Source organism: Mycobacterium sp. E3305 (assembly GCF_001666785.1).
GTDB lineage: Bacteria > Actinomycetota > Actinomycetes > Mycobacteriales > Mycobacteriaceae > Mycobacterium.
Map to the genome: position 1 here is coordinate 1 of NZ_LZJA01000145.1, position 14,949 is coordinate 14,949.

Below are 14,949 nucleotides of genomic sequence, written 5' to 3' on the forward strand. Positions count from 1 at the left end.
GCTCGCCGAAGTCCTCGGAGAACCGGGCGACCAGGTTGGGGTGGCGCCTGACGGCGGTGTGGACCGCCTCGCGCAGGCGCGCCGCGTCGAGCGCACCGCTGACGGTGATCCCGAGCTGCACCGCGTAGAGGTCGTCCATGTCCTGCGCGAAGGCGGTGTGGAAAAGCAGTCCCTGCTGCACCGGGGTCAGTGGCAGCACGTCGGCGACGCCGCCCTGCCTGCACAGGCTGTCGATTTGCTGCTGGCTGAGCTGAGCGGGTGCGATGTCCGACGGGGTCAACCCGCCGCCGCCGGCCCGGACATGCGCGCAGATTCCGGCCAGGGCCTCAAACCACAATTGGCTCAAGCGGTTTACCCGCTCGTGGTCCAGCGCCGACGGGGCCCAGCTCCAGTTCGCCTGCAGGTGCGGACCCGCCTCGGTGTCCATGGTGCCGGCGTTGAGCTCGACCGTGTGCGCGAGTGGCATGGGCACCGCCGTGGCCACCGCCGCCACCGCCAGGCTGTCGTGGCTGACCCGCCACAATTCCTCGGAGAGGTCGGCGCCCGCGCCGAGCCGTCCCAGATAGTTGAACCCGATCACCGGGTCCGCCCCGTCCAGGTCCACGTCGTCGTTCAGGTAGCGCAGCAGGCCGTAGGTCAGTCCGTCGGGCAGGGCGCGCAGCTGTTCCTTGGCGGCCTTGATCACCGGGCCCAGGGCGGGCTCGCCGCCGGCCACCTGTGACCAGCTCAGCCGGCCGGCCTTCAACGCCACCGGGTATTTGGTGGTGAACCAGCCGACGGTGCGCGACAAGTCCACCCGGGGGAACAGTTCCTCCTGACGGCCGTGGCCCTCCACGTCGATGCCGATCGGCGCCGCGCCGGTGCCCAGGAACTCCGCGAAGGCCAGTCCGAAGGCGATCAACAGGATGTCGCCCACGCCTGCGTGGAAGGCGGCCGGCACCTCGCCGAGCAGCAGCCGGGTCGTCTCGACGTCCAGCGAGACGGACAGCTGACCGGCGTTCACGTAGGTGTCGGCCTCGGGTTGCACCGCCGGCAACGCGGCCGGGGTGGCCGCGACCTGCCGCCACTCGTCGGCGCGGGACACCACGTCGGGCCGGTGCGCGTACTCCTGAAGCAGCGACGACCACCGGGCGAACGACGTGCCGGGGGCCAGCAGGGCGATGGGCTGCCCGTTGTGATGCTGAGCCCACGCGATGTTGAAGTCTTCCAACAGGATTCGCCACGACACCCCGTCGACGGCCAGGTGGTGGATGATCAGCGCCAGCTGACCCGTCGACTGCGCCCACGCCGCGCTGACCATCACCCCGGCGGCCGGGTTCAGCCGCGACCGGGCCTCCGCCAATGCCTCGTCGGACAGCGACTCGACGGCGTGCACGCAGCCGCGCGCGTCCACCGCCCCAACCTCGGGCACCTGCAGCGACCAGCCGCCCGCACCGTCGTCATCGGCGCGCAGCCGCAGGGCGGCATGGCGATCCAGCAACGCCTGCAGCACCGCGACCACGTCGTCCTCGCCGGCCCCGGCCGGGGCTTGCACCACCATGGTCTGGTTGAACTGCTCGATGGGCCCGTCGATGCTTTCCAGCCATCGCATGATCGGGGTGGCCACCACCGGCCCGACGCCGTCGTCGCCCGCCCCGGCCGCACCGTCGGCCGCCACCTCGGCCACCCGGGCCAGCCTGGCCACCGACTGCTCGACGAACACGTCGCGCGGCCGGAACAGGATGCCGGCCGCGCGGGCGCGCGCGACCACCTGCATCGACAGGATGCTGTCGCCACCCAGGTCGAAGAACGAGGCGTCGACACCGACCCGCTCGAGCCCCAGCACCTGGGCGTAGATGTCGGCCAGGATCTCTTCGACGGCGTCGCCAGGCGCGCGGTACTCGGCGGTGGCGTATTCGGGTGCGGGCAGGGCCCGCTTGTCGAGCTTGCCGTTTCCGGTCAACGGCAGGGTCTCCAGCACCACCACCGCGGCCGGGACCATGTACGGCGGGAGGCGATCGGCCAGCGCAGCCCTGATTGCGGCCGGATCGGCGGTCCCGGTGATGTAGCCCACCAGGCGCTTGTCCCCCGGGCGGTCTTCGCGGGCGATCACCGCCGCCTGGTCGACCCCGTCGAGGCCCTTGAGCACCGACTGGATCTCGCCGAGCTCGATGCGGTAGCCGCGGATCTTGACCTGCTCGTCGGAGCGGCCGAAGTACTGCAGCTGCCCGTCCTCGCCCCAGCAGACCAGGTCGCCGGTGCGGTACATACGCGCTCCGGGACCGCCGAAGGGGTTGGCCACGAACCGGGAAGCCGTCAACCCGGCGCGGCGCACGTATCCGATCCCGACGCCGCGGCCCGCCAGGTACAGCTCACCGACCACACCGGCAGGCACCGGCTGCAACCACTTGTCGAGGACGAACATCGCCGCGCCGGAAATCGGTGAACCGATCGGCACGACGCCGGTTCCGGGGGTCAGCGGCTTGCTGATCGAGGCGCACACCGTGGTTTCGGTGGGGCCGTAGGCGTCGAGCATGACCCGCCCTGGCGCCGCCCACCGATCCACCACGTCGGCCGGGCAGGCCTCGCCGGCCACCACCAAGGCGGTGGACTCGAGGCCCTCCGCCGGCAACATCGCCACCGAGGACGGGGTTTGCGTCAGCACGCTGACCTTTTCGGCGGCCAGCAGGTCGTGAAGCTCGTCCGGGGAGCTCGCCACGGACTCGGGCACCACCAGCAGCCGGCGCCCGCGCAGCAGCGCGCCGAAGATCTCCCACACGGAGAAGTCGAAGGCCGCGGAATGGCATTGCGTCCACACCTGCCCCTTGGGCAGGCCCTCGTCGAGCGACTCGATCAGCCACGTGACGTTGAGATGAGGAATGGCAACGCCTTTGGGGGTTCCGGTGGTCCCGGAGGTGTAGATGATGTAGGCGACGTTCTGCGGCGCCGGCGCGGGCAGCGCCGTGCTGGGCTGCGCTTCGACGGCCGGGTCGTGGACGTCGACGACCAGCAGGTCGTGCCCGTCCAGCCGCGACCGCAGGTCCGCCGTGGTGATCACCGCGCAGGGCGTCGCGTCGGAAAGCACGAACTCCATGCGCGCGGCCGAGTGCGCCGGGTCGATCGGCACGTAGGCCGCACCCGTCTTGAGCACGGCGAGCATGGAGACGATCGCGTCGGTGCAGCGCGGGAACATCACCGCCACGCAATCGCCCGGGCCCGCCCCGTGGCCGGCCAGCAGATGCGCCAAGCGGTTGGAAGCCTCGTCGAGTTCGGCGTACGTCAACGACTTGGCCGCGCAGGTCACCGCCAGCGCCTCTGGCGATCGCTGCACGTGTTCGGCGAACGCGACCGGGATGGAGACGGGCTCGGGCACCGGCTGGGTCAGGGCCGCCCGATTGCTCCACTCGTCGAGCCGGGCCGGCTCGTCGGCGGCGAGCAGGTCGACCGAGGACAGCCACCGCTCCGGGTCGGCGGTCATCTCCTCCAGCACCTGCTGCATGCGCGCCGCCAGATCGGCCACGCCGAAGTCCGCGAACGGTTGGCCCGGTCCCGCGGTGCTGAGGAAGAGTTGGTCGCCGGCGCCGAGGAAGAACAGGCTGAAGTGCCCGACGGGCCCATGGTTGGTGTAACTCGCCGTCGCCGGCGAACCGGCGAGGTCCAGCGTCAGCCGCATCGGAAGGAAGTTGATGCCGACCCGGTTCGCCGCCTGCCGCAGGCCGTCGCTCTCGAGGGTGTGCACCGGGAACCGCTGGTGGTGCAGCAGCTCCCGGATTCGGGTGTCGACGTGCTTGCAGAAGTCGGCGACGGTGGCGGTGGGCGATGTGTCCAGCACCAGCGGCACCACCCCGGCGAACATGCCGGGAAGCGTTTTCGACTCTTGGCTCACCCGGCGGCTCACGGGAAAGTCGAGCGCGACCTGCGAGCCGCTCCCCGACCAGGCCCGCACCAGGAGCGCGCACGCCGCGGTGGTGACCGAAAACCGGCGGATGCCCAGCTTCTTGGACAGCTCCTTGATCCGGGTGGTGACGGACGGGTCCAGCTGGACGGACGCGGACGGCGAGTAGTGGTCTTTGCCGCTGGTGGCCTCGGCCGGGCGATCGACCCATGCGCTTTCCGGTGGAAGGTTGTTGCTCCAGTACGACTTGTCTTCCTGGTAGTCGGAGGAAGCCTCGTATCCCGACTCCAGGTCGACCAAATCCTGCGCCGAGCCGAAATACGCATCGGGAATGGGCTTTCCGGCCATCATGGCCGAATAAATTGTGGCAACGCGACGGGCCACCAGCGCCATACCCAATCCGTCGATTGCTATGTGGTGGCAGCAACCGAACAAATAAAACTCGTCAACCCCGGTTTGGAATAGCACGAATTGGAACAGCTGCCCGTTCAAGTCCATGGGCGTCCGCTGGATCGACGACGCCATCGCGCGGGCTTCCTGCGCGGGGTCGGGCAGGGAAGTCAGGTCGTGGAAGGCGAGCTCGACGTCCGGGTAGTCGATCGGCTTCTGGACCACGTGGCCGTCGACCTCGAAGAACGAGACGCGGCCGGCCTCGGCCTCCGCGACGGTCTGGGTGAGGGCGCGCCCGAGGGCATCGCGGTCGACCGGACCGTCGATCCTGATCAAAAGCCCGAGCTGCCACTCCGTGCCGACGAAGCCCGTTTCCTGCGAAAGCCAGATGTCGAGCTGTCCGCGCGTCAGCGGAAGTGTGTGATCACCAACTCCCATCGACTCCCCCAAAGCTCCATCCGCCCCATACCCCGACTCGTTACTGGTCAAAACCCCGGCCCGTTGCGAGCTTGTCTCGCAGGCTCTTTGGCCGGATGTCGGGCCAGTTCTGTTCGATGTACTCCAAACATGCAGCGCGATCGGCCTCGCCGTAGACCACTTTCCAGCCGGCTGGAACGTCGGCGAAGGCCGGCCAGAGGCTGTGTTGCTCCTCGTCGTTCACCAAGACGAAAAAACTGCCGTTGTCGTCGTCGAACGGATTGATGCTCACAGTTCTCCAAGCTGCTAGTTGACATGAGTGGAACGGTTCCAAACCATACGGGAGCCACTAGCGCGCGTCCGTGGTTTGGACAAAGTTCCCGGGGTGACCCGTCAGGCTCTTAACGCGCCCTAAAGATTGGGCTGGTACAGGGCTGCGCAGCTGCCGCCGTTGGCTGCTGTGACCTGCAGTAATGGCTCACCGATGCGGCTCGCGATTGGGCAAGGTCGGCCTTCAAGGACGATGGAATTTTGGGTGCTTGTCGTTGACGAGGATACCGGCGCTCGAGCCCCCGCGAAAATCACGACGAGGCGCGCCCGTTCCGGTGGCCTCAGGCGCCACGAGAACGGACCCGACGACCACCCAGAAGAGGCCCAGGCCGATGCCGGGCGGCCCGCGGCCGAAGCAACGCCGCGGAACCCATTGACTATGGGCGCCGAGCGCCGTTAGCTGGCTAGGGCCGCTGGCCAGTCGGCGGCCCTCGGCGGGGGGAAATATCCGAGCGGACCATCCGGGACGGGCGATCTAGAAACAGCCGTTAAGCACGCGGTATGCATTACGATCCCGTATCTCCTGAACGAAGGGCTGATACGGAGACCGCTGGCGTGGTTTACTCATGAAGACCTGGTCGCGCTCCCCGGGGGGCGGGGCTCGTAAGAGGTGCCGGAGCACGACTAGTCTGCGACGTACACCGCGATCGATGTACCGCAGTCTGGTCTCGCGATCCGCATGTAACAGTTTGTTCGGGCCGGCGGATATGGCAAGAGACGTCAGAAACGGGTAGAAGGGGGTGCGGTGGTCGATCCCGACGTGCGGGCCCGGCCCGATATCGCCATCACGAAAGGCCGCGACATCAGTCAACAGTCTGACCGCCGACGCCGTTTTTCACCCTTTGCTCGTCGATCTTCCGATGAGGTCGGCGCGGTTCGCGCGCCTCGGGAAAACCGGCGGACTCGGCGAGCCGGATTGTTCAGAGCTCTCAAGCACTTGTGGATCCCATTGGTCATAATTGCGGTCGTCGCCGCAGGCGGTCTGACCGTTTCCCGCTTGCACGGGATATTCGGATCCGAAAAGCGTCCTTCTTACGCGGACACCCGGCAGCAGGACACCAAACCCTTCAACCCCAAGCACGTTAAATACGAGGTTTTCGGACCTCCTGGCGCGATGGCCGACATCAGCTACTTCGACGCGAACGGCGAGCCGAATCACATCAACGGCATCCATCTTCCTTGGACGTTCGACATCGCGACCACCCTCCCTTCGATCGTGGGAAACGTTGTCGCACAGGGCGATAGCGACACCTTGGGGTGCCGCATCGTGGTGGATGGTGTGGTCAAAGCCGAGAGGATCTCACACGAGTTGAACGCGTTCACCTACTGCGTGTTGACAGCGACATGAGCAATCAAGAATTGGATACGGAACGGGCCTCGCGGCCATTCTTCGCGCGGATGATCCACCGATTCTCCGTGCCGATCATCTTGGGTTGGTTGGGTATCGCGGTGCTCATCAGCATCGGCGTTCCGTCGCTGGAACAGGTTGAGGCGGAGCACGCGGTATCGCTGAGCCCGATCGGCGCGCCCTCATTCAAAGCGATGGAGCGCCTCGGTCAGGACTTCAAGGAAACCAACTCCGGCGCGTTGGCAATGATCCTGCTGGAAAGCCAGCAGCCACTCGGCGACGATGCGCACCACTACTACGACCGTTTGGTTCGCCTTCTCGAAGACGACCACAAGCATGTGCAGCACGTCCAAAACTTCTGGGGCGACCCGATCACCCGGGGGGCGGCGCAAAGCCAAGACGGCAAGGCCGCCTACGTGCAGGTCAATCTGAATGGCACCCAGGGTGGCAGTCAGGGTGACGAATCCGTCGCGGCGGTCCGCAAGATCGTGCAGCGTGCGGACCCTCCGCAGGGCCTAAAGGTTTATGTCACGGGCCCTGCGCCGATCGTCGCGGATATGAACATCGCCGGCCAGAAAACGGTCATGTTGGTCACCGTTGCGAGCCTGGCGGTCATCTTTATTACACTGCTCCTCGTCTATCGGTCGGTCGTCACCGTAATTCTGTTGCTACTGATCGTCGGACTCGAATTGCAGATCGCCCGGGGAATGGTCGCATTGCTCGGCCATTTGGGGATTGTTGGCCTCACCACTTTCGCCGTCAACCTATTGGTAGCAGCGGTAATCGCGACGGGAACCGACTACGGGATATTTTTCGTCGGCCGGTATCAAGAAGCCCGGTCGGTGGGCGAAAGCCGCGAGATGGCTTTCTATACGACCTTCGGCAGCGTCGCCAAGGTGGTGTTGGCGTCGGGTCTGACCATTGCCGGGGCGGTGCTGTGCCTCAGCTTCACCCGGCTCCCGTATTTCCAGCCACTGGGCATCCCCTGCGCCGTCGGCATCGCGATAGCGGTGCTCGTCGCGCTGACACTGGGGCCGGCGTTGCTTGCCGCCGGCGGCCGTTTCGGTCTGTTCGAAGCGAAGCGGCCCATCTCGACGCACCGATGGCGACGGTTCGGCACCGCGATTGTTCGGTGGCCGGCGCCGATCCTGATCGCATCGTTGGCGATCGCGCTCATCGGGTTGTTGACCCTGCCGAATTACAAACCCAGCTACGACGATCAGAAATTCATACCGCAGAACATTCCGGCCAACGTCGGGTATGCGGCCGCAGAACGGCACTTCCCTGGCTCGCGAATGATGATGCCGGAAATTCTCCTGGTCGAGACCGATCATGATTTGCGAAATCCAACGGACATGTTGGTGATCAACAAGCTGGCCAAGGGCGTCCTCGCCGTTCCGGGAATTTCGACGGTGCAGACGGTCACCCGGCCCGAAGGGGTCCCGCTCCAGCACACGACCATTCCGTGGATCATGAGCATGTCCCAGGCGAGCCAACTGCAGAACATGGCATTCCAGAAAGACCGGATGGATGACATGCTCAAGCAGGCCGAAGAGATGGGCAAAATGATCGCCATCATGGAGCACATGGTGAGCCTGATGCGTGAGTTGGTGACCACCACCCATCAGATGGTCCGCACAACGCACGAAATGCAAGACATCACGTCGGAGTTGCGCGATCGCATTTCCGATTTCGAGGATTTCTTTCGGCCGCTTCGCAGCTACTTCTATTGGGAACGACACTGCTACGACATTCCGGTCTGCTTCTCGCTCAGATCTATCTTCGACGCGCTTGACGGCGTCGACGAGATCAACGACAAGTTGAAAGCCCTGGTCGAGAACCTCGATCAGCTGGATGTCATCCTGCCGCAGATGGTCATGGAGATCCCTCCGATGATCGAGATCATGAAGGGCATGCGCAGCATGATGCTGACGATGCACAGCACCATGTCCGGCGTCATGGGTCAGATGGATTCGAGCGTCAAGGATCCGAGCGCCATGGGGCAGGCTTTCGACGCGTCCCGAAACGACGACTCCTTCTATTTACCGCCGGGAATCATCGACGGCTCGGATGCCTTCAAGCGGGTGGAGAAGGTGTTCATGTCGCCCGACGGCAAGGACTTCCGGCTGCTGATTTCGCAGCGCGGGGACCCGGCGACGCCCGAGGGTCTTTCGCGGGTCGAGGCCATCAAGACGGCGGCCGAGGAGTCGCTGAAGGGCACGCCCCTGGAAAACGCCAAAATCTATCTCACCGGCACCGCGGCGATCACCAAAGACTTGGTAGACGGCTCCAAGTTCGACCTGTTAATTGCCGGCGTGTCCGCGCTCTGCCTCATTTTCATCATCATGCTGATCATGACGCGCAGTTTCATTGCGGCCATGGTGATCGTGGGAACGGTCTTGCTCTCGTTGGGGGCGTCATTCGGCCTGTCCATCCTCGTCTGGCAGAACCTGCTCCACGAACCGCTGCACTGGACCGTGCTGTCCACCTCGGTGATCGTCCTCCTAGCGGTGGGGTCTGATTACAACCTGTTGTTGGTGTCCCGCATGAAAGAGGAGCTGGGCGCCGGCATCAACACCGGCATCATCCGTGCAATGGGCGGAACCGGGAAGGTGGTCACGAACGCGGGTTTGGTGTTCGCCTTCACCATGGGGTCGATGGTGGTCAGCGACCTGCGCAGCATCGGCCAAGTGGGCACGACCATCGGCATGGGCCTGCTGTTCGACACGTTGGTCGTCCGCGCGTTCATGACCCCGTCGGTTGCCGCGCTGCTGGGGCGCTGGTTCTGGTGGCCGCAGCGCGTACGGCCCCGGCCGGCGAGCGCCCTGCTCAGGCCCACCGGACCGCGCCCGTTGGTGCGCTCCTTGCTGCTGAAAGATTCGCGATAAGTGGCGGGCTTTCACGTCTGGTCGGGGGCGGGGACGGCATGAGTAACCCGCGCCCGGGTGCCTTCTCTGCATCACGGACGATCCGCAGGCTCGCGCTGCTCATCATTCTGGGCTGGGTGGCGTTCACGCTGCTGGTTTCGTTCTGTGTTCCGTGGCTCGAAACGGTCGGGCGGGAGCATTCAGTCCCGATGGCCCCGCAGGACGCTCCGGCGGTGCAGGCGATGCAGCGGATGGGCAAGGACTTCAAGGAGTCCGACTCGGACAGCTTCGCGATGCTTGTCCTGGAGGGCCAGCAGCCGCTCGGCGACGATGCGCACGCGTACTACGACCGGCTGGTCCGCGAATTAAGGGCGGACACCAAACACGTCGAGCACGTGCAGGACCTCTGGGGCGATCGGCTCACCGCGGCGGGCGCGCAAAGCCCGGACGGTAAAGCCGTGTACGTCCAGATGAATCTCGCCGGTAACCAGGGCACCACGCTGGGCCAGGACTCGATTGCATCCGTCCGCCATATCATCGCGCGGACACCTCCGCCCCCGGGCTTGCACGCCTATGTCACCGGGCCGGCGGCGCTCGTTTCGGATATGCAGCACGCCGGTGACAGTTCCATCCTGAAGATGACCCTGATCGGCGCGGTGATCATCTTTACGGTGTTGATGTTCGTCTACCGGTCGGTCTTCACCGTGATTTTGCTGCTGATCACGGTCGGGATCGAAGTGTTTGCGGCACGGGGGGTTATCGCGTTCCTCGGCGACAACGGCGTCGTCGCGCTCTCCACGTTCGCCATCAACCTGCTGGTGGCCCTCGCCATGGCGGCCGGCACCGACTACGGCATCTTCTTCTTCGGAAGGTACCAGGAGGCGCGCCAGGCGGGCGAGGACCGGGAGACGGCTTTCTACACTACGTACCGCGGTGTGGCGCCCGTCGTCCTGGGTTCCGGTCTGACGATCTCCGGAGCGATGCTGTGCCTGAGCTTCACCCGGATGCCCATCTTCCAGACCATCGGTGTGCCGTGCGCCGTGGGCATGCTCGTTTCGGTCCTGATCGCGCTGAGCCTGGTTCCTGCGGTCATCACCGTCGGCAGCGGATTCGGGCTCTTCGACCCCAAGCACTACATCGGCTTCGGCCGATGGCGCCGGGTCGGGACCGCGATCGTCCGCTGGCCGGTGCCGATCCTGGTCGCAACGATCGCGGTCGCGCTGGTCGGCCTGGTGACCCTGCCCGGCTATAAGACGAGCTACAACGACCGGGCATACATCCCCAAGGACATCCCGGCGAATGTCGGTTACGCCGCGGCCGATCGCCATTTCTCGCAAGCACGAATGATGCCGGAAATCGTGATGATCGAGGCCGATCACGACATGCGCAACCCCGCGGATTTCCTCGTGTTGCACCGCCTGGCCAAGGGAATCTTCCAGGTTCACGGAATCTCGCGCGTGCAGGGCATCACTCGGCCCGAGGGCACGCCGATTCAGCACACCTCGATCCCCTTCCTGCTCAGCATGCAGCAGGCGATCATCCACCAAGACATCAAATACATGCAGGCCCGGATGGACGACCTCGTAGTCCAGGCCGACATGTTGGCCGAGCAGATCAAGCACATGAAGCGCATGTACGAGCTGCAAAAGCAGATTACCGCCCTGACTCATGACTCGATCGCCAAGACGCACGAGATGTTCGAGGTAGTTAGTGACCTTCGGGACGACCTATCGAATTTCGAGGATTTCTTCCGACCGATAAGAAGCTATTTCTACTGGGAACGCCATTGCTACGACATTCCCATCTGCTGGTCATTGCGCAACATTTTCGAAACGCTTGACGGTGTCGACACGCTGAGCGACAAGATGAAAGAGCTCCTCGTCCATCTCGATCACATGGACTTGATCTTGCCGCAGCTGCTCGAGCAGTTTCCGCCGATGATCGCGATGTCCGAGGACATGCGGCAGATGATGCTGACGAATCACAGCACCATGTCCGGAATCATCGGCCAGATGGACAGCAACGACAAGGACACCGTCGCCATGGGCGAGGCGTTCGACGCTTCCAAGAATGACGACTCGTTTTATCTGCCCCAGGATATTTTCGAAAATGCGGACTTCAAGAAGGCGATGAGCCAATTTTTGTCTCCGGACGGAAAAGCGGCTCGGTTCATCATTTCCCACCTTGGCGACCCTGCCACGCCCGAGGGGGTGGCGCGTATCGACAAGATCCGGACGGCCGCGGAAGAGGCGCTCAAGAACACGCCGCTGGAGAATTCCAAAATCTTAATCGCCGGCACGGCGTCGACGTACAAGGACTTCCGCGACGGGTCCACCTACGACCTCTTCATCGCCGGCGTCGGTGCGCTCTGCCTGATTTTCATCATCATGCTCATCTTGACGCGAAGCTTCGTGGCGGCACTGGTGATCGTGGGCACCGTCGCTCTTTCCTTGGGCGCCTCGTTCGGGCTTTCGGTACTGATCTGGCAGTACATCTTCGGGATCAAATTGCACTGGATGGTGCTGCCGATGTCGGTGATCGTCCTCTTGGCGGTCGGCTCCGACTACAACCTGTTGCTGGTGTCCCGGATGAAAGAGGAACTGGCCGGCGGGATAAAGACGGGCATCATCCGCGCCATGGGCGGTACCGGCAAAGTCGTGACCAACGCCGGTCTGGTGTTCGCGTTCACGATGGCCTCGATGGTGGCCAGTGACCTGCGGATCATCGGCCAGGTCGGTACCACGATCGGCCTCGGTCTCTTGTTCGACACCTTGATCGTACGTTCCTTCATGACACCTACAATTGCCACGATCCTCGGACGGTGGTTCTGGTGGCCGCAGGTGGTTCGGCCCCGGCCGGCCAGCCTGATGCTTCGCTCCGAGGGGCCCCGTCCGCTGGTGCGTTCTCTCCTCCTGCACCGGGAGTTCGGCGAGGATGCACCGACGGCGGAATTGCCAAGGACTACCGTTTAGATGTCAATTCATTCACCCATGCCGCTGCGGCGGCCACGCGTTATTTGCTGTCGGCCGAAGATTTCACGGAGGAGCATGTACGACCAATCTGGCCGACGTGATGTCAGCACCATGAAATACTTCCTAACGTGAGCCAACTGGCAATCGAGGTTGTCGACCTAGCAAAGACTTTCGGCCGCGACACACATGCCCTCCGTGGCGTGAACTTCTCCGTTCCGGTCGGAACGGTCTGCGGGCTGCTCGGCCATAACGGTGCCGGCAAGACTACCACCATCAACATCCTGTCGACCCTGATTCGTCCGACCGCTGGGCGTGGCACCGTCGCCGGATTCGACATTGTCCGCCAGCCGGCGCAGGTGCGGGCAAGCATCTCGACGACCGGGCAGAAGAGCGCGATGGATACGTTGCTCACCGGCAGGGAGAATCTGATCCTGTTCGGCAGGCTGCGAGGCCTGCATCGCCGACAGGCAAAGGCTCGCGCCGAAGAGCTGATCGAGCAGTTCGACCTGGGCGCGGTCGCCGATCGTCTGATCTCCACCTATTCAGGAGGCATGTGGCGGCGCACGGACGTCGCGTGCGCCCTGATGGTACGGCCGAAGGTGCTTTTTCTCGACGAGCCGACCACCGGGCTCGACCCCCGCAGCCGCCGCGACGTGTGGTCACTCGTGAGCTCGTTGGCCGGGCAAGGAGTGACCGTACTACTGACGACGCAGTACCTAGAAGAAGCGGACCAGCTGAGCGACTCGATCGTCGTGATCGACCACGGGCAGGTGATCGCGAGCGGCACCGCCGAGGACCTCAAGCGCCGAGTAGGTGCCAGCTATTGCCAGGTGAGCCCCGCTGATCCCGCCGACCTGCCGCGGATCGCGACGGCGCTGGCCGGGTTCGAAGGGTTGGACGTCGACAGCGACACCAATTCGGTATCGGTGTTCGCCCCCGACGGGGTGGCGACACTGGCCGAGGTGTTTCGCAGGGTCGATGCGCTGGGCATCGAACTCGCCGACATCTCCTTGCGCAAGCCCTCATTGGATGAGGCTTTCCTGCATCTCACCGAACGGACCGTGGCTCGGCCATGAGCGGCCTCGCTGCCCTCACCGAACGTTCGCTGATGTCCTCAGCACGCGACGGGGGCCTGATCTTCGAGCTGGTGTCACCGGTCGTGTATTTGGCCGGCTTCACCGTGGCGCTGCACGGCCTCGTCGACACCGGCCACGTGAGCTACGCGCAGTACTTGCTGCCCGCGGTGGTCGTCCAGTCGATGATCTTCGTCGCGCTGATGACGGCTGACCGCGCCGCCCGTGACCACTTGTCAGCGTTCGGCGAGCGGTTACGAACGCTGCCGATCGCCGCGGCGACGCCTGTAAGCGCCCGTGTAACCGCCACCATGATGCGTGGCATCCTCGCCCTCTCCGTGTCGATGGCAGCCGGCTACGCGTTCGGATTCCGGATGACCGGCGGAATCAGCTCCGCGGCAGCCTTCATGCTCATCGCCTTGCTGCTGTGCTTAGCCGTCGCGCTGGGCGCCGACGCACTGGGTTCGCGGTCGAAGAGCCTGCAGGGCGCGAGCTATCTGCTGTTCGTTCCCCAGCTGCTGTTGTTCATGTTGTCCACCGGAATCGCCCCCGAAAAGGCGTTTCCCGGCTATTTGCGCCCTTACGTGCGCAACCAACCGGTGTCACAGGTCGCCGAGACGCTGCGCGGACTGGGCGCCGGGCACCTATCGACCAGCAATTTGGCGGCGAGCCTGGCCTGGTGTGTCGGGATGGTCGTGATCTTTGGGGGCATCACGCTACGAATGCAACGGCGAGCAGGATGACATCGGGAACACGAGTGCAGGGCTCGCTTCTGGCCCAGAGCTGGGTGCAGGCTGCTCGGCTTCTGACTAAATGGCGGCGTGACCGAGCCGTGTTGATGGGGTCGCTGCTCCTGCCCATCGGCCTTCTGCTGCTCTATCAAGCGGTCTTGGGCGACCAGGTGCGTCGGATTACCGGCGTCGAAAGCATCTACGGGCTGGTCCCGACGTGCGCGGTGCTGTCCGCGCTGTTCGGCGGCTTAGCCAACTCCGTTGGAATTACGGATGACCGCCAGTCGGGGCTGATCAGCAGAATGTGGATGTTGCCTGTACACCGCGCCAGCGCGCTGACCGGGCGGCTCACGGCGGAGGCCACGCGCGTACTCATCGGCACGATCCTCATCACCGCCCTCGGAGTCACCATGGGGCTGCGCTTCTCACACGGCTGGGTCTCGGCCTTGTTGTACGTACTGATTCCGTCGGTCGTGGTTGTCGAGTTCGCAACGCTGGCAATGGCCCTCGTTATCCGCACCAACGGCCGCGCCATGACCACCTGGTTGGCGGGCGGCACCGTCGCGATCGCCTTTCTCAATCCTGGCACCACTCCGGTCGGGCAATACCCGAGTTGGCTTCAAACATTCGTCCATGTGCAGCCGATTTCCCCGCCCATCGAGGCGATGCGATCACTCGCCCACGGCGGCCCCATCCTGTGGCCCGTTGCTATGACGCTGATGTGGGCGGTCGCGTTCCTTGCCGCCTTCTTTCCTTTAGCGGTCCGCGGGTACCGGATCGCTGCGGAATCCAACGCGTAAGACGTTGCGCCCCTTGGGCATCCGAGATCATGGGCAGTGCGATATCGCGGACGTCCCACCTCGTCCTCTAGCGGGAGGTATCGATCAAACTTCAGGGTGAGACGAAGGCCTAAAGGTGCCAGCACAACTACACGGCTGGTTCCAGAC

The 14,949-nt window shown here is 64.4% G+C and carries 8 protein-coding genes; 6 read left to right on the forward strand and 2 right to left on the reverse strand.

Annotation, left to right across the window (positions count from 1 at the left end; genetic code table 11):
• Together A5701_RS13305 and A5701_RS13310 are read right to left on the reverse strand one after the other, a co-directional pair.
• The coding region (locus A5701_RS13305) for a non-ribosomal peptide synthetase (RefSeq protein WP_156670081.1) at positions 1–4,702 on the reverse strand (4,702 nt) is incomplete at its 3' end.
• A gap of 40 nt (positions 4,703–4,742) precedes the next feature.
• Positions 4,743–4,973 carry an MbtH family protein gene (locus A5701_RS13310; RefSeq protein WP_067753920.1) on the reverse strand — a complete coding sequence of 77 codons (231 nt, stop codon included), beginning with the start codon at positions 4,971–4,973 and terminating at the stop codon, positions 4,743–4,745.
• A 954-nt stretch (positions 4,974–5,927) separates the two neighbouring features.
• Between A5701_RS13310 and A5701_RS13315 the strand changes: the two genes are divergently transcribed.
• From A5701_RS13315 to A5701_RS13340, 6 genes are all read left to right on the forward strand, one after another.
• Complete coding sequence (locus tag A5701_RS13315) at positions 5,928–6,359, forward strand: MmpS family protein (protein WP_067753923.1); 432 nt, start codon at positions 5,928–5,930, stop codon at positions 6,357–6,359.
• Positions 6,356–9,247, forward strand: a complete 2,892-nt coding sequence (locus A5701_RS13320) for an RND family transporter (RefSeq protein WP_067753926.1) — start codon at positions 6,356–6,358, stop codon at positions 9,245–9,247. Before A5701_RS13315 ends, A5701_RS13320 begins: the two co-directional genes overlap by 4 nt.
• Before the next feature lie 38 nt (positions 9,248–9,285).
• The gene (locus tag A5701_RS13325) at positions 9,286–12,198 is read left to right on the forward strand and encodes an RND family transporter (RefSeq protein WP_067753929.1); all 2,913 of its coding nucleotides are present in this window, start codon (positions 9,286–9,288) and stop codon (positions 12,196–12,198) included.
• A 128-nt stretch (positions 12,199–12,326) separates the two neighbouring features.
• On the forward strand, positions 12,327–13,274 hold the full coding sequence (locus A5701_RS13330; protein ID WP_067753932.1) for a daunorubicin/doxorubicin resistance ABC transporter ATP-binding protein DrrA: 948 nt from the start codon (positions 12,327–12,329) through the stop codon (positions 13,272–13,274).
• The gene (locus A5701_RS13335; protein WP_067753935.1) at positions 13,271–14,014 is read left to right on the forward strand and encodes an ABC transporter permease; all 744 of its coding nucleotides are present in this window, start codon (positions 13,271–13,273) and stop codon (positions 14,012–14,014) included. Before A5701_RS13330 ends, A5701_RS13335 begins: the two co-directional genes overlap by 4 nt.
• Positions 14,011–14,802, forward strand: a complete 792-nt coding sequence (locus A5701_RS13340; protein ID WP_082969740.1) for an ABC transporter permease — start codon at positions 14,011–14,013, stop codon at positions 14,800–14,802. Before A5701_RS13335 ends, A5701_RS13340 begins: the two co-directional genes overlap by 4 nt.
• Positions 14,803–14,949 lie beyond the last annotated feature (147 nt).

What these genes read in the sequence shown, in the direction of transcription:
- A5701_RS13320 (WP_067753926.1), top strand. Translation starts at nt 6,356, where the DNA reads ATGAGCAATCAAGAATTGGATACGGAACGGGCCTCGCGGCCATTCTTC.
- A5701_RS13325 (WP_067753929.1), top strand. Translation starts at nt 9,286, where the DNA reads ATGAGTAACCCGCGCCCGGGTGCCTTCTCTGCATCACGGACGATCCGC.
- A5701_RS13335 (WP_067753935.1), top strand. Translation starts at nt 13,271, where the DNA reads ATGAGCGGCCTCGCTGCCCTCACCGAACGTTCGCTGATGTCCTCAGCA.
- A5701_RS13340 (WP_082969740.1), top strand. Translation starts at nt 14,011, where the DNA reads ATGACATCGGGAACACGAGTGCAGGGCTCGCTTCTGGCCCAGAGCTGG.